This is a genomic window from Streptomyces sp. NBC_01224, from assembly GCF_036002945.1.
Classification (GTDB): domain Bacteria; phylum Actinomycetota; class Actinomycetes; order Streptomycetales; family Streptomycetaceae; genus Streptomyces.
On the sequence record NZ_CP108529.1, the window covers coordinates 4,077,858 to 4,096,728 of the forward strand.

General features: G+C 69.9%; 16 protein-coding genes. 9 read left to right on the forward strand and 7 right to left on the reverse strand.

The annotated features are described in order from the left end of the window. Positions 1-30 precede the first annotated feature (30 nt). Positions 31-246, forward strand: coding sequence for a ribbon-helix-helix protein, CopG family (locus OG609_RS17880; protein WP_327273743.1), 216 nt, complete (start codon positions 31-33; stop codon positions 244-246). Here OG609_RS17880 and OG609_RS17885 read toward each other — a convergent pair. Then, a complete protein-coding gene (locus OG609_RS17885) occupies positions 239-1,693 on the reverse strand; it encodes an NCS2 family permease (RefSeq protein WP_327273744.1) in 1,455 nt (484 codons plus the stop codon). The two genes, OG609_RS17880 and OG609_RS17885, sit on opposite strands and share 8 nt — an antisense overlap. Positions 1,694-1,915: 222 nt before the next feature. Between OG609_RS17885 and OG609_RS17890 the strand changes: the two genes are divergently transcribed. Both OG609_RS17890 and OG609_RS17895 read left to right on the forward strand, forming a co-directional pair. After that, the gene (locus tag OG609_RS17890; RefSeq protein ID WP_327273745.1) at positions 1,916-2,224 is read left to right on the forward strand and encodes a DUF2530 domain-containing protein; all 309 of its coding nucleotides are present in this window, start codon (positions 1,916-1,918) and stop codon (positions 2,222-2,224) included. A 156-nt stretch (positions 2,225-2,380) separates the two neighbouring features. Continuing rightward, a complete protein-coding gene (locus tag OG609_RS17895) occupies positions 2,381-4,861 on the forward strand; it encodes an HAD-IC family P-type ATPase (RefSeq protein ID WP_327273746.1) in 2,481 nt (826 codons plus the stop codon). 24 nt (positions 4,862-4,885) lie between these two features. On the opposite strand, the gene OG609_RS17900 is transcribed toward OG609_RS17895, so the two are convergent. The 5 genes from OG609_RS17900 to OG609_RS17920 form a co-directional block, all read right to left on the reverse strand. Further along, positions 4,886-5,677 carry a calcium-binding protein gene (locus OG609_RS17900; RefSeq protein ID WP_327273747.1) on the reverse strand — a complete coding sequence of 264 codons (792 nt, stop codon included), beginning with the start codon at positions 5,675-5,677 and terminating at the stop codon, positions 4,886-4,888. Between the two features lie 103 nt (positions 5,678-5,780). Further along, entirely contained in the window at positions 5,781-6,665 is an 885-nt protein-coding gene (locus OG609_RS17905; protein WP_327273748.1) for a DUF5707 domain-containing protein, read from the reverse strand. Between the two features lie 245 nt (positions 6,666-6,910). After that, positions 6,911-7,843 (reverse strand): hypothetical protein, encoded by a 933-nt coding sequence (locus tag OG609_RS17910; RefSeq protein ID WP_327273749.1) that lies wholly within the window; start codon positions 7,841-7,843, stop codon positions 6,911-6,913. Between the two features lie 189 nt (positions 7,844-8,032). After that, complete coding sequence (locus OG609_RS17915) at positions 8,033-11,239, reverse strand: sacsin N-terminal ATP-binding-like domain-containing protein (RefSeq protein WP_327278095.1); 3,207 nt, start codon at positions 11,237-11,239, stop codon at positions 8,033-8,035. 345 nt (positions 11,240-11,584) lie between these two features. Further along, complete coding sequence (locus OG609_RS17920) at positions 11,585-12,520, reverse strand: DUF3027 domain-containing protein (RefSeq protein ID WP_327273750.1); 936 nt, start codon at positions 12,518-12,520, stop codon at positions 11,585-11,587. Between the two features lie 432 nt (positions 12,521-12,952). Between OG609_RS17920 and OG609_RS17925 the strand changes: the two genes are divergently transcribed. Genes OG609_RS17925 through OG609_RS17940 form a run of 4 tightly spaced genes read left to right on the forward strand, consistent with a single transcriptional unit; the run spans position 12,953 to position 16,497 of the window. Further along, positions 12,953-14,377: an MFS transporter gene (locus OG609_RS17925; protein WP_327273751.1), complete on the forward strand. Its 1,425-nt coding sequence runs from the start codon at positions 12,953-12,955 to the stop codon at positions 14,375-14,377. A gap of 27 nt (positions 14,378-14,404) precedes the next feature. Then, complete coding sequence (locus OG609_RS17930; RefSeq protein ID WP_327273752.1) at positions 14,405-14,887, forward strand: DUF2771 domain-containing protein; 483 nt, start codon at positions 14,405-14,407, stop codon at positions 14,885-14,887. Between the two features lie 40 nt (positions 14,888-14,927). After that, positions 14,928-15,650: a futalosine hydrolase gene (locus tag OG609_RS17935; RefSeq protein ID WP_327273753.1), complete on the forward strand. Its 723-nt coding sequence runs from the start codon at positions 14,928-14,930 to the stop codon at positions 15,648-15,650. Next, a complete protein-coding gene (locus OG609_RS17940; RefSeq protein WP_327273754.1) occupies positions 15,631-16,497 on the forward strand; it encodes a 1,4-dihydroxy-6-naphthoate synthase in 867 nt (288 codons plus the stop codon). Before OG609_RS17935 ends, OG609_RS17940 begins: the two co-directional genes overlap by 20 nt. Before the next feature lie 20 nt (positions 16,498-16,517). Here OG609_RS17940 and OG609_RS17945 read toward each other — a convergent pair whose 3' ends face one another. After that, positions 16,518-16,901: a cold-shock protein gene (locus tag OG609_RS17945; protein WP_072485776.1), complete on the reverse strand. Its 384-nt coding sequence runs from the start codon at positions 16,899-16,901 to the stop codon at positions 16,518-16,520. A 208-nt stretch (positions 16,902-17,109) separates the two neighbouring features. On the opposite strand from OG609_RS17945, the gene OG609_RS17950 reads away from it, so the two are divergent. Both OG609_RS17950 and OG609_RS17955 read left to right on the forward strand, forming a co-directional pair. Continuing rightward, entirely contained in the window at positions 17,110-17,334 is a 225-nt protein-coding gene (locus tag OG609_RS17950; RefSeq protein ID WP_327273755.1) for a hypothetical protein, read from the forward strand. Positions 17,335-17,548: 214 nt separating this feature from the next. After that, positions 17,549-18,448 (forward strand): alpha/beta fold hydrolase, encoded by a 900-nt coding sequence (locus OG609_RS17955; protein WP_327273756.1) that lies wholly within the window; start codon positions 17,549-17,551, stop codon positions 18,446-18,448. Positions 18,449-18,871: the final 423 nt, after the last annotated feature.

The following is an 18,871-nucleotide window of genomic DNA, read 5'->3' on the forward strand; positions in this document are numbered from 1 at the left end:
ACGACCTCGTGGGCCGTAACCCTGCATGCCATGGGATCGACTGTGCTCAGCCTGCGGATAGACGGTGAGCTGCTCGACCGGCTCAGGCAGCATGCCGCCAAACGCGGAATGAGCGTCCAGGACTATGTCGTCCGGACGCTCATTCGCGATGACTTCGACGAGCGCTTCAAGGCGGCCGTCGACGAGACGGAGAGGTTCTACGGTTCGGAAGGGACCGCAGGGATCAGGGCGGAAGAGGTCACGTGAGGCCGAGGGCCGGCATCGCGTAGTAGAAGACGAAGACCGCCGACACCACGTACATGGCCGCCGGCACCTCGCGCCAGCGCCCGGCCACGACCCGCAGCACGGAGAAGGCGATGAAGCCGATGCCGATGCCGTTGGTGATCGAGTACGTGAACGGCATCATCAGCATGGCCAGGAAGGCCGGGATGGCGAGCGTGTAGTCGCTCCAGTCGATGTCCCGCACCGAACCCGAGATGATCAGGAAGCCGACCGCCAGCAGCGCCGGGGTGGCCGCCTGCGACGGGACCATGGTCGCCAGCGGCGTCAGGAACAGCGCCACCGTGAACAGCAGACCCGTCACGATGCTGGCGAAGCCGGTGCGGGCGCCTTCACCGACACCCGCCGTGGACTCCACGAAGCAGGTGCCCGCCGAGGCGGAGCTCGCGCCGCCCGCGGCGACCGCGATGCCGTCGACGAACAGCACCTTGTTGATGCCGGGGAAGTTGCCGTCCTTGTCCGTCAGCTTCGCCTCGTCGCCGACACCGAGGATGGTGCCCATCGCGTCGAAGAAGCAGGACAGCAGCACGGTGAAGACGAACAGAATGCCGGTGAGCACACCGACCTTGCTGAAGCCGCCGAACAGACTGACCTTGCCGATCAGCCCGAAGTCCGGGGTGGCGACCGGGTTGCCCGGCCACTGCGGGACGGTCAGACCCCATGCCTCGCCCGGCAGGCCGGCGACCGCGTCGATGATCATCGCGACGACCGTCATCGCGACGATGGAGATCAGGATCGCGCCCGGCACCTTGCGGACGATCAGCGCGAGGGTGAGCAGCGCGCCGAGGATGAAGACCAGAACCGGCCAGCCGTTGAGGTGACCGTCGCTGCCGAGCTGGAGCGGCACGGTGGTGTGCGCGGCGTCCGGGATACGGGAGACGAAGCCCGAGTCGACCAGGCCGATCAGCAGGATGAAAAGACCGATACCGATCGCGATGCCCTTGCGGAGCGACTTCGGTACGGCGTGCATCACGCGTTCGCGAAGCCCGGTCGCGACCAGCAGCATGACCACGATGCCCGCGAGGACGACCATGCCCATCGCGTCCGGCCAGCTCATCCTGGGGGCGAGCTGGAGGGCCACGACGGTGTTGACGCCGAGGCCGGCGGCCAGCGCGATCGGCACATTGCCGATGACGCCCATCAGGAGCGTGGAGAACGCGGCGGTCAGCACGGTGGCGGTGACCAGCTGCCCCCCGTTGAGCTGGTGCCCGTACATGTCCTTCGCGCTACCGAGAATGATCGGGTTCAGCACGATGATGTACGCCATTGCGAAGAACGTGGCGAATCCGCCGCGAATCTCGCGGGCAACCGACGACCCCCGCTCGGAGATCTTGAAGAAACGATCCAGGCCGTTGTGCGGCTGAGGAGCCGGAGACTGCTTGGAGTCGACCGAAGCGGTGGCCGAGGGGGACATGTATGACCTCAGTCGTACGTAGAGGGGGGGTTAAAAGTGGTCAGCTTTGGACTTTTACACGAATAATTCGAGTCAGCCGTAAGCAGATTCAGTATGAATACATAAGGCGAAGATCGCTATCTCCGCGCGTAGACCCTTGAGCGGACTGACCTGCCGGCCTTTACGCATGCCGTCTTTACGGGGTACGGGAGGGGGCCGCAGGTGGGCCCATACACTGAGGTCATGGCGAAGTGGACACCGAAGCACGAGGCACCCGAGCCCCTGGAGGGGCCCGTCGTCGCCACCATCACCGGCGGCACGATCCTCTGGTTCGTCCTCTTCCTGGTCCAGCTGCCGTTCTACGGCTGGTTCGACGACCACGGGCACCTGTGGTGGGTGTGGACCTGTCTGGCCGGTGCGGGGCTCGGCCTGATCGGTATCTGGTACGTACGGGGGCGCGACGCGGCGATCAAGCGGGCGGCTGCGGCTTCCGGGGCCTCCGCGCCGAGCGCCGGGACGGACACGGAGGGCACGTCGGGCGCCACGGAGTGAAACCGTCCGACGCCTCGGGTGCCGCCGCCCGGCACCGTCCGACGCCGCCCGGCATCAGGGCCTCTGTACCACCGCAGGACCATCCCCCTCCTCCTCCGGTCTGATCTTCGGACCCCCGTTGGCCGAATCGGGCGATCCACCCGTACCGTCGGAACCATGACGCAGCGGGCACCCCACTCCTTCGGCGAGCAGACCCCCGGGGCATCCGGCATTTCCGGCCTCCCCGGACCGGCCATGATCGACGCCGGGTCCGAGCTCGACCCGGTCCACCCGATGAAACTGCCGGCCCCGGCCGTGAGCACCCGCGGGCTGACCGCGGCCGAGGTGGCCGAGCGGATCGCCCGCGGCGAGGTCAACGACGTACCCGTCCGCTCGTCCCGTTCCGTCCGCGAGATCGTCCGCGCGAACGTCTTCACCCGGTTCAACCTGATCATCGGCGTGCTCTGGCTGATCATGCTGTTCGTCGCGCCGATCCAGGACAGCCTCTTCGGCTTCGTGATCATCGCCAACACCGGCATCGGCATCGTCCAGGAGTGGCGGGCCAAGAAGACCCTCGACAGCCTCGCGGTCATCGGCGAGGCCAAACCCACGGTGCGGCGCGACGGGGTCTCGGCCGAGATCTCCACCTCCGAGATCGTCCTCGGCGATCTCGTCGAGCTGGGCCCCGGCGACAAGGTCGTCGTGGACGGCACGGTCGCCGAGGCCGACAGCCTGGAGATCGACGAATCGCTGCTCACCGGCGAGGCCGACCCGGTGCTGAAGCAGCCCGGCGACCTCGTGATGTCCGGCAGCTTCGTCGTCGCGGGCGGCGGCTCGTTCGCCGCCACCAAGGTCGGCCGCGAGGCCTACGCCGCACAGCTCGCCGAGGAGGCGTCCCGCTTCACCCTCGTCCAGTCCGAGCTGCGCACCGGCATCTCCACCATCCTCAAGTACGTCACCTGGATGATGGTGCCGACCGCGATCGGCCTGGTCATCAGCCAGCTCGTCGTCAACAACAACGACATCAAGGGGTCGGTCGCCCGGACCGTCGGCGGCATCGTCCCGATGATCCCGGAAGGCCTGGTGCTGCTCACCTCGGTCGCCTTCGCGATCGGTGTCGTACGGCTCGGCCGCAAACAGTGCCTGGTGCAGGAGCTCCCCGCCATCGAGGGGCTGGCCCGCGTCGACGTCGTCTGCCTGGACAAGACCGGCACCCTCACCGAGGGCGGCATGGACGTCACCGAGGTCAGGGCGCTGGCCGGTGCGGACGACACGTACATACAGCGCGTGCTGGGTGCCCTCGGCGCGTCCGACCCCCGGCCCAACGCCAGCCTGCAGGCCATCGTCGACGCCTACCCCGACGGGGAGGTGTGGCGTTGCACGCAGTCACTGCCGTTCTCCTCGGCCCGCAAGTACAGCGGCGCCGCGTTCGACGAGGGCGGCGGCCGGGCGTCGGCCTGGCTCCTGGGCGCGCCCGATGTGCTGCTGCCCGAGCAGGACCCGGCGCTCGCCGAGATCGAGCAGCTCAATGAACAGGGGCTGCGGGTGCTGCTGCTGGCCCGCGCGCAGGGCGAGCTCGAAGGGCCGGACATCGCCGTCGGAGCCGTACCGAGCGCACTGGTCGTCCTGGAACAGCGGCTGCGGGCGGACGCCGGGGAGACGCTGGCCTACTTCGCCGACCAGCGGGTCGCCGCGAAGGTCATCTCCGGTGACAACGCGGTCTCCGTCGGCGCGGTCGCCGGAAAGCTCGGCCTGCCGGGCGCCGAGAACACCCTGGACGCGCGCAGGCTGCCCACCGACCCGGACGAAATGGCCACGGCCATGGAGGAGAACGCGGTCTTCGGCCGGGTCACCCCGCAGCAGAAGCGGGACATGGTCGGCGCACTCCAGTCCCGCGGTCACACCGTCGCGATGACCGGCGACGGCGTCAACGACGTGCTGGCGCTGAAGGACGCCGACATCGGCGTCTCCATGGGTTCGGGCTCCGAGGCGACCCGGGCCGTCGCCCAGATCGTGCTGCTCGACAACAGCTTCGCGACGCTGCCGTCCGTCGTCGCCGAGGGCCGTCGGGTGATCGGCAACATCACCCGGGTCGCCACCCTGTTCCTGACCAAGACCGTCTACTCGGTGCTGCTGGCGGTCCTGGTGGTCTGCTTCCAGGTCGACTACCCGTTCCTGCCGCGCCATCTGACACTGCTGTCGACCCTGACGATCGGCGTCCCGGCGTTCTTCCTGGCCCTCGCCCCCAACAAGGAACGGGCCCATCCGCACTTCGTGCGCCGCGTCATGCGGTACGCGATCCCGTCGGGCATCATCGCGGCCGTCGCCACCTTCGTGACGTACATGGTCGCCCGGCACTACTACTCCGGTACGGGTGCGCTGGACGCGGAGACCAGCGTGGCCACGCTCACGCTGTTCCTGATTTCGATGTGGGTCCTGGCGATCATCGCCCGTCCGTACACCTGGTGGCGGATCTGCCTGGTGGCGGCGATGGGGCTGGCGTTCCTGATCGTGCTGGTGGTGCCGTGGCTGCAGAACTTCTTCGCGCTGAAGCTGGTGGGAGCGGCGATGCCGTGGACCGCGGTGGGAATCGCGGTGGTGGCGGCGGCCGGCCTGGAATTCGCCTGGCGGCTGGTCGGTCGCCGCTTCCCGGCGTAGTTCCTGCGCTGCGCCGCACGCGGGCTACTTCACGTCGACGAAGTCGCCCGCGGTCGTGACGGCCGGGGTGGTGGACGTACCGGCGAAGCTGTAGCGCCAGTAACCGTCGACCGACGCCTTGACCGTGGTCTTCAGGTTGCCCGTGCTGTTCGTCCTGACCGTCCTGACCGTGGTGTACGTGGAGCTGCTCTTCTTGCGGAACTGGAGCTTCACCGGCTGCCCGGTGTAGCCGTGGTACGCGTGGTCCTCCCAGTTCGCCCGCGACAGCTTCCCGGTGACCGTGATCGTCCTGCCCTTCTTCACGGGCTCCGGAGCCGCGTTCACCGTCAGCTTCGACAGCCGCTGCACACGGGCGGTGGTGTAGGAGTCGTAGGACGTGCTGCTTCCGTCCTTGGCGGCCACACCCGCGAGAACGTGCCAGGAGCCCGCGAGCTTGTTCTTCGGCAGATCGGTCCTCGGGTCGATCGTGAGGGTGAGCGAGCAGGTGACGGTGGTGGCGACGCTCGCATTCCTGCAGGTCGCACCCCCTGCGGGCACCAGCGCGCCGTCCATGCCCTCGTCCGAGTCGGTCCCGTGCCACAGGAGCACCCAGCCGTCGACGATGCCGGAGGCGTGCGAGGCGGTGACCGAGAGGGTGATCGTCTTCGGGGCCGTCGTCCCCAGGACGGTGTCCTTGCCGCCGTTGACGGAGACCTTCGAAATGACGGGGAGCGGGGAGGCGGGCTTCACGGCCTCGCCCGCGTGAGCGGCCGGCGCGGTCAGCGCGGACAGAACGAGAGCACCGGAAGCAGCGGCCACTGTGGCACGGATACGCATGAGCCTCTCCAGTCTGCTGAACGGGCCGTGCCCGGGAGGACGGGAGACGTCCCCGGACACGGCCCGGAGTGGTGCGCGGTGGTGTCTGTTGCGTACGGAAGAACTACTTCACGTCGACGAAGTCGCCCGCGGTCGTGACGGCCGGGGTGGTGGACGTACCGGCGAAGCTGTAGCGCCAGTAACCGTCGACCGACGCCTTGACCGTGGTCTTCAGGTTGCCCGTGCTGTTCGTCTTGATCGTCTTGACCGTGGTGTACGTGGAGCTCGTCTTCTTGCGGAACTGGAGCTTCACCGGCTGGCCGGTGTAGCCCTGGTACTTGAAGGTCTCCCAGTTGGCCCGCGAGAGCTTCCCGGTGACCGTGATCGTCTTGCCCTTCTTCACGGGCTCCGGAGCCGCGTTCACCGTCAGCTTCGACAGCCGCTGCACGCGGGCGGTGCTGTAGAAGTCGGTGTAGGCGATGTCGGTCTCGTTACCGGCCTGCGCAGCCGCGGAGACGTGCCAGGTGCCGGCCAGGGAGTTCTTGTACAGGTCGTAGCGCGGGTAGACCGTGAAGGTCAGCTTGCAGGTCGAGGTCGTCGCGTTGACCTTGGTGCACTTCGCCGCGTCCTCGTTCGGCAGGATGGCCCCGTCGATGGTGTTCTGGGAGGACGGGTCCGTGCCGTGCCACAGGTCGGCGTAGGCGTCGACGACACCGGACGCGTGCGACGCGGTGACCGAGACGGAGATCGTCTTCGAGGCGGTGGTGCCCAGGACGATGTCCTTGCCGCCGTTGACGACGACCTTGGAGATGACGGGTTCCGCCGTGGCCGCGCGGGTGGCCGCGGCGGCCTTCGACGATCCCTTGGCGGCGGTGCCGAAGACCTCGGCACCCGACGTCGGCTTGTGCAGGTTCGCAGCAGAGTGGTCGCCCGCCTGGGCGGCCGGAACGGCAAGAGCGGACAGGGCCAGGGCGCCGGAGACGGCAGCAACAGTGGCACGAATGCGCATATGTTTCCCCAGTGGAGAAAGGGGCCCCGCGGGTACGTGGTGCGACCCGGGCGGGGCTCGTTGGGTCTGAGAGTCTGCTGACTCGAAAGACCAGACCTCTTACGCATGTGAAGGGTTGTACGCAAAGTGGAGTTCTTGTGTGTCGTCCCGCAGTGAGAAACGCGGCGACCCACGCGGAGGGACGTGCCCGGGGACGGAAACCGTCCCCGGCACGGCCCGCGGTGGTGCATGTGGCGCGACGGAAATTACTTCACGTCGACGAAGTCACCCGCGGCCGAGACGGCCGGGGTGGTGGACGTACCGCCGAAGCTGTAACGCCAGTAACCGTCGACCGACGCCTTGACGGTCGTCTTCAGGTTGCCCGTGCTGTTCGTCTTGATCGTCTTGACCGTGGTGTACGTGGAGCTGCCCTTCTTGCGGAACTGGAGCTTCACCGGCTGCGTGGCGTAGCCGTGGTACTTCAGGTCGTCGAAGCTCGCACGCGACAGCTTGCCGGTGACCGTGATCGTCTTGCCCTTCTTCACGGGCTCCGGAGCGGCGTCGACCGTCAGCTTCGACAGCCGCTGCACACGGGTGGTGCCCAGGCCGTCCTGCAGCGCGAAGCCGATCTTGCTGACGTCGGGGTTCATCGGGTCCTGGCCGTTGAAGTCGACGGCGAAGCCCATCGCCTTCCACGTCGTGGCGTCGGCGTTGCCGATCAGGTCGTACTGCGGCGAGATGGCGATCTGGCCCTTGCAGGTGGCGACCGTGGAGGAGACGGTCTTGCAGGTGGGGTCGGCATCGCCGTAGAGCTCGTTCGTCGGATCGTTGAACGAGCCGCGGTAGAGCGAGACATCGAGCGCGAAGTCCGAGGCGAAGATGTTCACATCGGCGGCGTGCGTCACGGTGAACGTGGTCGGCACGGTCTTCGTGGCGGTGGTGCCCACGGCGATCGGCTTGCCGCCGTTCACCGTGAACTTGGAGAAGGTGAGGTCGAGCTGACCGGGGGCGCTCTCGGCCGCGAGGGAGCGCGCACCGGACTTGGCGCCGGAGCCGGCAGCGGTGGTGGACTGAGCGGCACGCGCGACGTCGCCGACGGTCGAGCGGTGCGCGTCGTCGGCCTGAGCCGCCGACGGAATGACAAGGGCGGAGAGAGCCAGGGCGCCGGTTACGGCGGCCACGGTGGCACGAATGCGCATGTTCATTCCCCAACAGGAGAAGGGGGCCCGCGGAGGTCGTCCGCCCACAGGCCCAAGATCGTCTGTGAAGCCTGATGGCTTCACAGGAGAGACCATCGGGACATGTGAACGGTTGTGCGCCTGTTGGGGATTTCTTGCGCATTCGCCCCGCGTTCCGGCACGGATGCGCTTCGGACCCGCTCCGGCCGGTCAGTCGAACCAGCGGTCCCGGGCCAGTTCCTCCGTACGGGACGGGTCCTCCAGCAGTGCCGCGACCTCGAAGCGGCGCGGCCACTGCCCCGCCGCCCAGGCCAGGCCCGCAGCGACGCCTTCCAGCGTGGCGGCGTGCACGGTCCCGTCGAGGGTGTGGCGCCAGTCCAGTTCGACGCCGCCCGCGCGCAGTTCGCCGTGCTCGATGTACGCGTCCGGGGTTCCGGCGCCGAGCAGGACCCGTACCGAATCCGGCACTTGGTGCTCCTCGCCCTCCGTCGTCACCTCCGCCTCGACGCTCTCGCCGAGCCTGCGCACCTGGAACAGCTCGGCCAGATCGGCGGCGCGTGTCGGGGTGACCGGGAGCAGCGGGAGTCCTCCGGCGAGCGGCAGCAGATCCGGGGCGTCCGCGATCACGGCGTCCGCCGCGTCGACCACCCGGACCTCGCCGTCGACCACGGCCCGCAATTCGTCGGGCAGCGTGACCTGTTCGGGGTCGAGGTCGGCCAGGGCCGTGTACAGGGAGTGCAGTTGTACGGGGCCGACCACACGGTTCCCGTCCGCGAGCCGGCCGAGGAGTTCGGCGGCGCCGCCCGGCTCGTCGAGGAGGGCGGTCACGGACGTCCGTACGCCGAGGGCACGCAGCACCTGGGCGTCGTCGAAGCCGGTCGCGTCGGCGGAGTCGTACAGTCCGGCCAGCCGCGGGTCGCCGCCCGCAGACCGCAGACCGGCCGGGCGGCGGCCGTCGAGCACGGGGTGGTCGCGCAGCCACCAGGCCGTGTAGGGGCGGACGGACTGCGTCGTACCGTCGGGCAGCAGCACCCGCACCGGCTGGGTCAGCGCGTCGCGCAACGGCGGCTGGGCGAGCAGGGCGAGCGCCTGCGGCCAGGCGTCGTCGTCGACGAGGTCGAGGTCGCGAACGGCGACGAGTTCGGTGGCGACCGGTGGCACGGGTGTGTCGGGCAGCTGATCGAGGATGTCCTCGCACCACACGTCCACGGCGTCGAGCAGCCCGGCGTCGTCGGGCTCGGCGAAGTCGCCTTCGCGGGGCTCCAGTTCGTCCGGATCCAGGACGACATCGGTGGCCCGTACGAGGGCGAAGGTGGCGAGCACCCCACAGGCCGTGAGCGGCTGATCGCCCCAACGGTCGGTCACTTCCTGGTCGCAGAGCGCCAGTTCACCCTCCCGCATGATGGCCGCGAACGGACTTCCGGGCAGCACGAGTTCACCGGCGGGCGCGGGTTCACCGTCCTCGTCGGGAAGGGCGAGCGCGCCGAGCCAGGGCTCGTCACCCGGTGCCAGTTCCGCGTCCCGCACAAGGGTGAGGACGGTCTCTGCGAGCTCTTCGGCGTCCAGCGCGTCCTCGTCCCAGATCTCGCCCGCGTCCAGCGATCCGGCGACGGCTGCCCGCACCTGCGGGGTCGTCAGCACGGCGCGGGGCGTGGCGGGCAGGGCGCCCAGCTTCTCCAGCAGCGGATGCGCGGCGTCCGGGTGCGCGACCTTCAGCCCGAGCCGGGCGAGGCGGCCCAGGACGGGGCCGGTGAGCGCGTCGGGGAACGGGAGAAGGACCTGGCGGGGGCCGATGGCGGTGCGGGGGGCGGTCGGGGTCTCGGCGTCCTGTGCTTCCGCTGTACCGGCGAGCGGGACGGGCAGGCCGGAGAGACGGTCCGGGTCGATGCCGGACAGGCTGTCGTACAACCGCCGCCACCAGCCGGGGTCGCGCTCCAGACCGGCGAGACGGTCGATCGCCTCGGTCAGCGGGACGCGGGCGATGCCGAGGGTGCGCAGTTCGCTGCGGCGCTCCAGTCCGGCGGGCAGCAGGCACGGCAAGACCTCGGCGAGCACCCGTACGGTCTCGGCGCCCACGCCTTCCAGCACCTCGGCCTCGATGGGGCGCAGCGCGGTGGTGGCCGTCTCGCGGATGCCGTCCGCCTGCGCGTCCCAGGTGTCCCACCGGTCCGTTTCGGTGGTGGCGTCGCGCGGGGCGGCAGGCTCCAGGAACGCGACGCGCGGCAGCCGCTCCAGGATCGCGCCGCGCAGGGCGCCGTCCAGTTCGCCCTTGCCGAGCGGTCCGGGGACGAGGTCGATGGTGTCGATGGACACCGGCTGCCAGTCGGCGAGCAGCTCGGCGTACGCATCGGCCGCGCGCTGCACCAGGAAGTCGGTGAGCGGTCCCGGTGCGAAGTGGCGGCGGGTGGTGTCGAGCGGCAGCGACGCGATGAGCAGCGCGGGGATACCGAGGGGTTCGTCGGTGGGGGTCGGAGCGTGGACGACGGGGACGGTGCGGGGGCGTGCGGGAGCGCCCTCCGTGTCCACCGGCACCGCCCAGGTGACCGACCAGTGCGGGCGCAGCCGTTCCTCGCGGGGCCGGTCGGCCAGCAGAGCGGGCTCGACGGGGCCGTGCCGGGTGACGGTGCGCCAGCGGTGCGTACCGTGCGCGGAGTCCTCGACGTGGGTGTACGGGCCGTGCTGCGACCGGCGCAACGTCCGTACGGTGTCCGGGGTTTCGATCACGATCTCGTCGAGGCCGCGCAGGGTGAGCAGGAGCGCGTCGTCGACCGCGTCGAGCAGCCGGACCACGAGGTCCTCCGCACCGCCGTCGCGCAGTGGGAGGACGACGACGGTGTCGTACCCGTCGGGTGCGGTGCCCTCGGCGGGCAGCGGGAGTCGCAGCAGGGGTACGTGGCCGTCGCGACGGCGGAGCTCGTCGCCGAGGCCCGGGCTGGCGAAGGCCGCCCTTGCGGCGAGGTCGCGGGCCTCGGCGAGGGACCAGCGGACACCGCCGTGCCGGCCGACGACGGCGGGCTCGTCGCTCACCGCGAGCACGGCGGCGAACCCGACGCCGAACCTGCCGACGGCCCCCTCGTGGCCCTCGCGCTTGGCGGAGGCACGCAGGGTGGAGAGCGACTCCACGCCGGTGGCGTCGAGCGGGGCGCCGGTGTTGGCGGCGGCGAGTGCGGCGGGGGCGTCCGCGGTCGCCGGGTGCAGGGTGAGGCGGAGCCGGCCGGGGACCTGTGCGCGGGCGGCGGCGTCGGCGGCGTTCTGGGCCAGCTCGACGACGAGGCGGTCGCGGTAGCCGCCGAGCGCGAGATCCTCCTCGGCGTTGGCGTCCTCGCGGAATCTGGCAGGGCCGGCGCCCCAGGAGTCGAGCACGCCGCGTCGCAGCCGTGCGGTCCCGAACGGGTCGGCCCCCTCGGTCGCATTCATGCTCACGCTCTGACTCCGCTCTTTCCGGTTACGCGTTGCCCGTGCCGCCAGTGTGCGCCTGAAGGTACCGGGTCCTCTCGCCGGACGGGGCGTCGTGTCTGCGGGGTTGCCCACGGCAAGGCCGGATTCTGCCGCACCGCGCACCACCGCTGCGGTTCCGTCCTCGAACGCCGGACGGGCTGGGGCGTGCGAAATCGAGCCCGTCCGGCGATTGAGGGCAAAGCGGTTCGGCGGGCGGACCCGCAGGCGCGTCTCAAGCCCGTCCGGCGATTGAGGACGGAACCGGTTCGCGGGGCGGGCCCGCAGGTTCGATGGCCGGGCGTGCCGGTGGAACCCCGGCCCCGCTCAGGAGTGGCCGAGGTCCTCCGTCGGGCCGTCCGGTTCCGCCGGGACCGAGCCCGAGTCCCGCGCCGGACGCAACGGATACTCGTCCACCTGCATCGTGTCCAGCGCATGCGGCGCCGGCTTCGGCGGCTTCGGCATCACCGCCGCCTCCGAATGCCCACCGCACCCGTACGACAGCGACACCACATGCCCGTCCGCCGGACCGAACTCGTTCGCGCACACCCCGAACGCCTGCTTCAGCGAACCCGCCAGCGGCACCAGGAACGCGCAGGTGACACAGGACGCCGGAGCCGCCTGAGCCATCGGCGTCTTCGCGCCGAACGCCTCGTCCCACCGGTCGGCCGCCGTATGCAGCCCGTAGCGCGACAGCACCCGCGCCCGCCGCATACCGAGCTCCTCCGCGACCGCCGCGATCGAGCCCCGGCTCGTCGTCGCGGGGCGCGTCGTCAGCTCCGCGTCCTCCGCGTCGACGAGGTCGGCCATCTCCTGGGACATCTCGGAGACCGCGGAGTTCGGCGGCGGCTCGTCCTCGCCGGTGTAGCCGGGCTCCAGGCGGATGTCGTCCGCCTCGGTGGGCAGCAGATCGCCGGGCCCCATGTCCCCGGGACGCAGCCGCTCGCTCCACGGCACCCACTCCGGAGCGAGGAGCGCGTCGCCGCCGGGCAGCAGTACCGTCTCGTCGAGGGTGACGTTCTTCGCGCGGGACGCCCGGGCGACGGTCACCGCCCAGCGCCAGCCCCGGTAGCCCGGCTCCTCGCACTCGAAGAAGTGCGTGACGATCCGGTCCCCCTCGGAGACCACGGCCACATGCTCACCGACGACCCCCGGCGCGGCTGCTTCCTCGGCCGCCGCGCGGGCGAGGTCTACCGCCTCGGCGCACAGACGGTCGGGAACAGGGGTACGGGCCGTACGGCTTCGCGTCGTCGCAGCACTCACAGGTCTCGCTTCTCTCCTACGCCAGTCTCACGAGCGCGCCAGCACATCCATCGATTCGGCCATGACGGATGTGGGCGGAGCGGACCTGAGGGCCGCGTCGACGTCCACACCCGTTGTGCCTGCCTCGGGCGCACCTTCTGCTATCCATTCTGCGGGATCGCCGATAGGCGCGCGGCCGAGAACAACCGCCGGTGGCGCGCTACGCACGCTACCCTCTCCGCCGCCCCCCGCCCACCTGCCCGTCCCAATCAAGGCCGTATCCGGTGCCGTGTCCCGTGCAAAGTCCGCCTCGGAACCGTCACAATTGCCGGCCGGCCCGGTCCGGGCAGGCCGTGCCCGGACCGGGCGGAGCACTGACCCGACAGGGCGGAGTGCACCGTGCCCCGCGCCGATCCCGGTTCGTCACCGCAGTGACTGGGGCACTATGACGAGGTGACTTCCACCAGGTCGCACAAGGATTCCGGCCCGCTCCGCAGGACGGGCCGGACGATCGGTCATGCCCTCCACACCCCGTTCACCGGCACCGCGAGAGGAATCCGGAAGGCGACGCACGCCCACGGCGCCGGGGAGTCCGGGCTCGGCAAGCTGATCGAACTGCACGCCGTGAACGGCGCGGGCGATGTGATGATCACGATCGCGCTCGCCTCGACGGTGTTCTTCTCCGTACCGACGGACGAGGCCCGCGGCCGCGTCGCCCTCTACCTCGCCGTCACCATGGCGCCCTTCACCCTCCTCGCGCCCGTGATCGGCCCGCTCCTGGACCATCTTCCGCACGGCCGCCGCGCCGCGATGGCCGGTGCGATGCTGGCCCGTGCGGTGCTCGCGCTCACCATGGCGGGCGCGGTCGCCACCGGCGGCCTGGAGCTGTATCCGGCCGCGCTGGGCGTCCTGGTCTGCTCGAAGGCGTACGGAGTCGTACGCAGCGCTGTCGTGCCGCGTCTGCTGCCACCCCGCTTCTCCCTGGTGAAGGCGAACTCCCGGGTCACCCTGGCCGGGCTCCTGGCGACCGGGATCGCCGCCCCGATCGGGGCGGGGCTGCACACCATCGGGTCCGCCTGGCCGCTGTACGGCGCGTGCGTGATCTTCATCGGGGGGACCGTCCTCGCCTTCACGCTGCCGCACAAGGTCGACTCCTCGAAGGGTGAGCGGAAGGCCCAGCTGGTGCCGCCATACGGCGTGACGGCCCCCCGGCCCGAGGTGAAGCGGAACGGGAAGGTCAACGGAAGGGCGAGGGGCAGGGAGAAGCGGGGCGAGAAACGGCCCGGGCTGCGGTCCGTGGGGCCGTCCGTGCTCAACGGGCTCCAGGCCAACACCGCGCACCGCGCGCTCTCCGGCTTCCTGATCTTCTTCCTGGCGTTCCTGCTGCGCGAGCACCCGCTCGCCGGGCAGAGCGCCGCCGTCTCGCTCGGCATCGTCGGTGTGGCGGCCGGTGTCGGCAACGCGCTCGGTACGGCGGTCGGCTCCTGGCTCCGGGCCCGCGGCCCCGAAGTGATCGTCGCCTCGGTGCTGGCCCTGGCCCTGGGCGTCGCCGTGCTCGCCGCGCTCTTCTTCAGCACCGTCATGGTCGCCGCGCTCAGCGCGACGGCGGGCTTCACCCAGGCCCTGTCGAAGCTCTCGCTGGACGCGATGATCCAGCGCGACGTGCCCGAGGAGGTACGGACATCCGCGTTCGCCCGGTCCGAGACCGTGCTCCAGATGGCGTGGGTGATCGGCGGCGGCATCGGCATCGCCCTCCCCCTCAACGGCGTACTGGGCATGTCGGTCGCCGCGGGCATCCTCACCCTGGGCGCCGCCACGTCCGTACGGGGGCTGCTGAGCGCCGCGCGACGCGGCTCGCCGCACCCCCGCGTGGCGTGAGCCGGAGCGACCGATAGCCTTCGGCCCATGACCGTTGCGTTCTTCTCCGGTAAGGGCCGTCGAATCGGCGTCGCTCTTGGTGCCGTGTCCGCGGGACTCCTTGTCCTCTCCGCCTGCGACAAGCCGACGCCGCTCGCGACCGTAACGGTCGGCGGCGACACGGTGAGCACCGAGGCGTCCTGCTACAACGACGGCAAGGCCCTCAAGGAGTCCGAAATCCAGAGCTGCCTCAACAAGAAGGCGGAGAAGTCCGTCGAGGTCGCGATGGACGACAAGGTCCGCTTCGGCGTCGACCCGGAGATCGCGGACAACGGCTGGACGCTGTTCATCAACGGTCAGCAGGCCGAGCAGGAGCCGTACAAGAAGACCTACCGGTCCATCCCGGGCAGCGCCTTCTTCTCCAGCCAGACCGGCGAGACCACGAGCAACAAGACACAGATCAGCATCGTGGAGACCAAGGGCAAGAAGCTCACCGGCATCTGGCACTTCGAGCTGAAGAAGACCTCCTGACCCCCGTTCCTCCCCCTCCTGACCTCGGAGGATTCGCCCCGTGCGTGTGCTCGTCGTGACCGCTGTCCCAGCAGAACGGGACGCGGTCACGCGTGCGTTCGGGGACGTGTCCGAGGTGGCCGTGCACAAGGTGCCGGGCGCTCGGCTCCACCGCGTGGCCGGCATCGGCGGCGCCGTCGTCGTCGATGTCCTGGCGGGCGGCGCCGGACCGGCCGCCGCAGCCGCCTCGACGGCTTTCGGCCTTGCCTCCGGGCCGTACGACCTCGTCGTCTCGGCCGGGATCGGCGGCGGATTCGCGTCCCTCGCCCCGGTCGGCTCGCTCGTCGTCGCGAGCGGCATCGTCGCCGCCGATCTGGGCGCCGAGACCCCCGAGGGCTTCGTGCCCGTCACCGGTCTGGGCTTCGGCCGCGACCGGTTCACGCCACCGCCCGCGCAGGTACGCGACGTGGCCGCCGCCACCGGCGCGCTCACCGGCGAGATCCTCACCGTCTCGACCGTGACCGGCAGCGCCGAGCGCGCCGCCGCCCTGCTGTCCGCGCACCCTCGGGCTGCCGCCGAGGCCATGGAGGGCTTCGGTGTCGCCGAGGCCGCCGAACGGACGGGCGTACCGGTGCTGGAACTGAGGGCGGTCTCCAACGCCGTCGGCCCGCGCAACCGGGACGCCTGGCGCATCGGCGACGCGCTGGCCGCACTCACCGGGGCATTCGGGAAGATCGTCCCCGCACTGGAAGGTTGGACCCACCATGAACGAAACGACTCGTAACCCGTCGAATCCGTTGCACATCGCTTTCTCCCCGTGCCCGAACGACACCTTCGTCTTCGACGCCTGGGCGCACGGAAGGGTCCCCGGCGCGCCCGCCCTCGATGTCACCTTCGCCGACATCGACATCACCAACAAAATGGCCGAGCGCGGTGAGCTCGACGTACTCAAGGTGTCGTACGCGGTGCTGCCCTGGGTGCTCGACGAGTACGCGCTGCTGCCGTGCGGCGGAGCGCTGGGGCGGGGCTGCGGACCGCTCGTCCTCACGAAGGAGGCGGGCACGGATCTGACGGGAAAGACCGTCGCCGTGCCGAGTGAGCGCTCCACGGCTTATCTGCTGTTCCGGCTCTGGGCGGCGGAAGTGGTGCCGGGCGGGGTCGGCGACATCGTCGTCATGCCGTTCGACGAGATCATGCCCGCCGTGCGTGACGGGAAGGTGGACGCCGGTCTCGTCATCCACGAGGCCCGTTTCACGTACCAGAACTACGGACTGCACAACCTCGCGGACATGGGCCGGCACTGGGAGGAGACGACCGGGCTGCCGATCCCGCTCGGCGCGATCATCGCCAAGCGGTCGCTGGGCGCGGACACGCTGAAGCTGCTCGCCGAGTCGGTGCGCACCTCGGTACGGATGGCCTGGGACGACCCTGCGGCGTCACGGCCCTACGTGCTGGAGCACGCGCAGGAGATGGACCCGGCCGTGGCGGACCAGCACATCGGGCTGTACGTCAACGAGTTCACCGCCGACCTCGGCGAGGACGGCTACGCGGCGATCCGCGGACTGCTGACCCGCGCCGCGGCCGAGGGGCTGGTACCGCCCCTCGGCCCGGATGCGCTGTCGTTCGCCTGAGATCGGCCGGAAGGCCGGAGTCAGACGTCGAGCTGATCGGCGACCGCGCGCAGCAGGCCGCCGATCTTCTTGCCGGCCGCCTTGTCGGGGTAACGGCCGCGCTCCAGCATCGGCGTGATGTTCTCCAGCAGGGTGGTCAGGTCCTGCACGATGGACGCGAGCTCGTCCGGCTTGCGGCGCTGTGCGGCCGCGACGGACGGGGTCGGGTCCAGGATCGCCACCGAGAGCGCCTGGTCTCCGCGCTGACCTGCGACGACGCCGAATTCGACGCGCTGGCCGGGCTTGAGTGCGTCGACGCCGTCAGGAAGCACCGAGGAGTGTACGAAGACGTCACCGCCGTCGTCGCGGGAGAGAAAGCCGAAGCCCTTCTCGCTGTTGAACCATTTGACCTTGCCAGTCGGCAAAGCACGCACCCCATCTCAACCCGTATGCCGGAACAAGCCTCAGCAGGTCAGGCTATCCAGTGGTGGTGCTCCCCTGCTGGCAGAAGCCTCCCCAGGTGAAGTACCCCTCGTCAAGCCTGGTCATCCGGACTCTGTCCAGAAACGGTGCTTGCGTGGCGCGTGGCTCGCCGTGGGACGGTTCGCCGTCGTCGGGAACTACTCTGGCGGGGTGAGCACTACTCCTTCTGGCGCAGGTGACCGGCTCGTCCGGATCGGCGCGATCGTCTTCTTCATCGGAGCACTGGCCACGCTGGCCACGGTGGCCCCGCTGTTCCTCGGAACCCATCCGCTTCCGTCCATCGCGTGGTCGCTGTGCATGCTGATGGGGGTGGGGTTCCTGATCGCCGCGGCGGGCGTGGTGCGCTCCGTGCGGGCGGGGGCGCCGAAGCGATAGGACTGCCGCGCCCGACGGTCGCTCCGGCCCGCCCCGACTCCGGACGGGCGTACCTGTCGGCCTCACCCTGGCCCCGACGCTGTGGCCGACTGCGGCTCGACCAGGACCGCGGGGTGTTGAGCAGGGTCTCGGCGACCTGCGTGGAGGACGTGAAGGTCAAGCGCCGCCGATATTCTGGGTGCGCTCCGACAGTGGATGCTGGGAAACTCCGAGCATGCCGATTGTTGAAGTCTCGCCCGGAGTGTCCATCGCGTACGAGACCTTCGGTGACCCTTCTGACGCACCTGTCCTGCTCGTGATGGGTTTCAGCGCTCAGATGATCGCCTGGCACGAGGATTTCTGCCGTGCACTCGCCCATCGTGGCCGCTATGTGATCCGGTACGACAACCGTGACTGCGGGCTGTCCACCAAGTTCGATGATCACCCCGTCGACACAGGCCGGCTCATCGCCGCTGTGAGCTCGGGAGACATTCCCTCCGCCCTCGCGATGGTTCCCTACACGCTTCAGGACATGGCCGACGACGGCCTCGACCTGCTCACGGCGCTCGGAATCGAACGAGCTCACGTGGTCGGATCCTCGATGGGCGGAATGATCGCCCAGACCATGGCCGTCACCCGGCCGAGGCGGGTGCTGACCCTGACGTCGATGATGTCCTCGACCGGCGAACCCGAATACGGCCGGTCCAGTCCCGAAGCCCAGGCAGTGGTCTCCAGTCCGAAGCCGGCGGACCGCGAGGGATACATCGCAGCGGCGGAGAGAGACCTGGCATGGGCCTCCAAGCGCTATGGCGACCCCGCAGCCCTTCGTGAGCTGGCTGCCAACAGTTACGACCGCGCGTACCACCCGGCCGGAGTCGGACGTCAGCTCGGAGCGATGGTCCTCGGTGGTTCACGCGCGGATGCGCTCCGGAAGCTTCGGGTCCCGACTCTGGTGATCCATGGCCTGGATGACACGCTGGTCGACCCCAGTGGTGGGGAACGCACCGCAGATCTCGTGCCCGGAGCGAAGCTCTTGTTGATCCCCGGTATGGGTCACGACCGCCCCCGCGAACTCTGGCCCGAGATCAACGACGCCATCGAGGCGCACACCAGCCTTCTGCGCCCGCCCAGCTGAGGCCTGACACGCTGTGAGGCCGACCGTGCGGCAGATCAACGACCACATCAGCGGTGCCCGGACGCCTCCAGCAGATCGGGGCGCATCCGCGGTCTCCCATTCCGGCTGCTCATCCCGTTGACTGCCTTCTACGAGACCTCTGCGCGGTTGAAAGCGGAGGCTCCCTCGCAGGGCCTGGTTGTCGAGATCACCTGGAACGCGATCCGCATTGCAGCGGGGGTCGCCTTTGTGGCTCTACTGGTGCACGGGCTGATGACTTGGCGTGCTCAGCGAGACAAGCCTGAGGCGGGCGTGGAGGTTGATGCGCCGACGAAGCGCCTCTGGCGTGCTCGCGCGTGTGCGGGGTCTCATCGCTCCGCCAACCCGCCGCTCCTACGGCGGCCAAGGGCGGCACGGCCACGCAGAGATCCCGCGAGTGCACCT

Excerpts from the sequence above, each read along its gene's own strand:
- OG609_RS17880 (WP_327273743.1), top strand. The coding sequence starts at position 31 with ATGGGATCGACTGTGCTCAGCCTGCGGATAGACGGTGAGCTGCTCGAC.
- OG609_RS17885 (WP_327273744.1), bottom strand. The coding sequence starts at position 1,693 with ATGTCCCCCTCGGCCACCGCTTCGGTCGACTCCAAGCAGTCTCCGGCT.
- OG609_RS17890 (WP_327273745.1), top strand. The coding sequence starts at position 1,916 with ATGGCGAAGTGGACACCGAAGCACGAGGCACCCGAGCCCCTGGAGGGG.
- OG609_RS17895 (WP_327273746.1), top strand. The coding sequence starts at position 2,381 with ATGACGCAGCGGGCACCCCACTCCTTCGGCGAGCAGACCCCCGGGGCA.
- OG609_RS17900 (WP_327273747.1), bottom strand. The coding sequence starts at position 5,677 with ATGCGTATCCGTGCCACAGTGGCCGCTGCTTCCGGTGCTCTCGTTCTG.
- OG609_RS17905 (WP_327273748.1), bottom strand. The coding sequence starts at position 6,665 with ATGCGCATTCGTGCCACTGTTGCTGCCGTCTCCGGCGCCCTGGCCCTG.
- OG609_RS17910 (WP_327273749.1), bottom strand. The coding sequence starts at position 7,843 with ATGCGCATTCGTGCCACCGTGGCCGCCGTAACCGGCGCCCTGGCTCTC.
- OG609_RS17915 (WP_327278095.1), bottom strand. The coding sequence starts at position 11,239 with ATGAATGCGACCGAGGGGGCCGACCCGTTCGGGACCGCACGGCTGCGA.
- OG609_RS17930 (WP_327273752.1), top strand. The coding sequence starts at position 14,405 with ATGACCGTTGCGTTCTTCTCCGGTAAGGGCCGTCGAATCGGCGTCGCT.
- OG609_RS17940 (WP_327273754.1), top strand. The coding sequence starts at position 15,631 with ATGAACGAAACGACTCGTAACCCGTCGAATCCGTTGCACATCGCTTTC.
- OG609_RS17955 (WP_327273756.1), top strand. The coding sequence starts at position 17,549 with ATGCCGATTGTTGAAGTCTCGCCCGGAGTGTCCATCGCGTACGAGACC.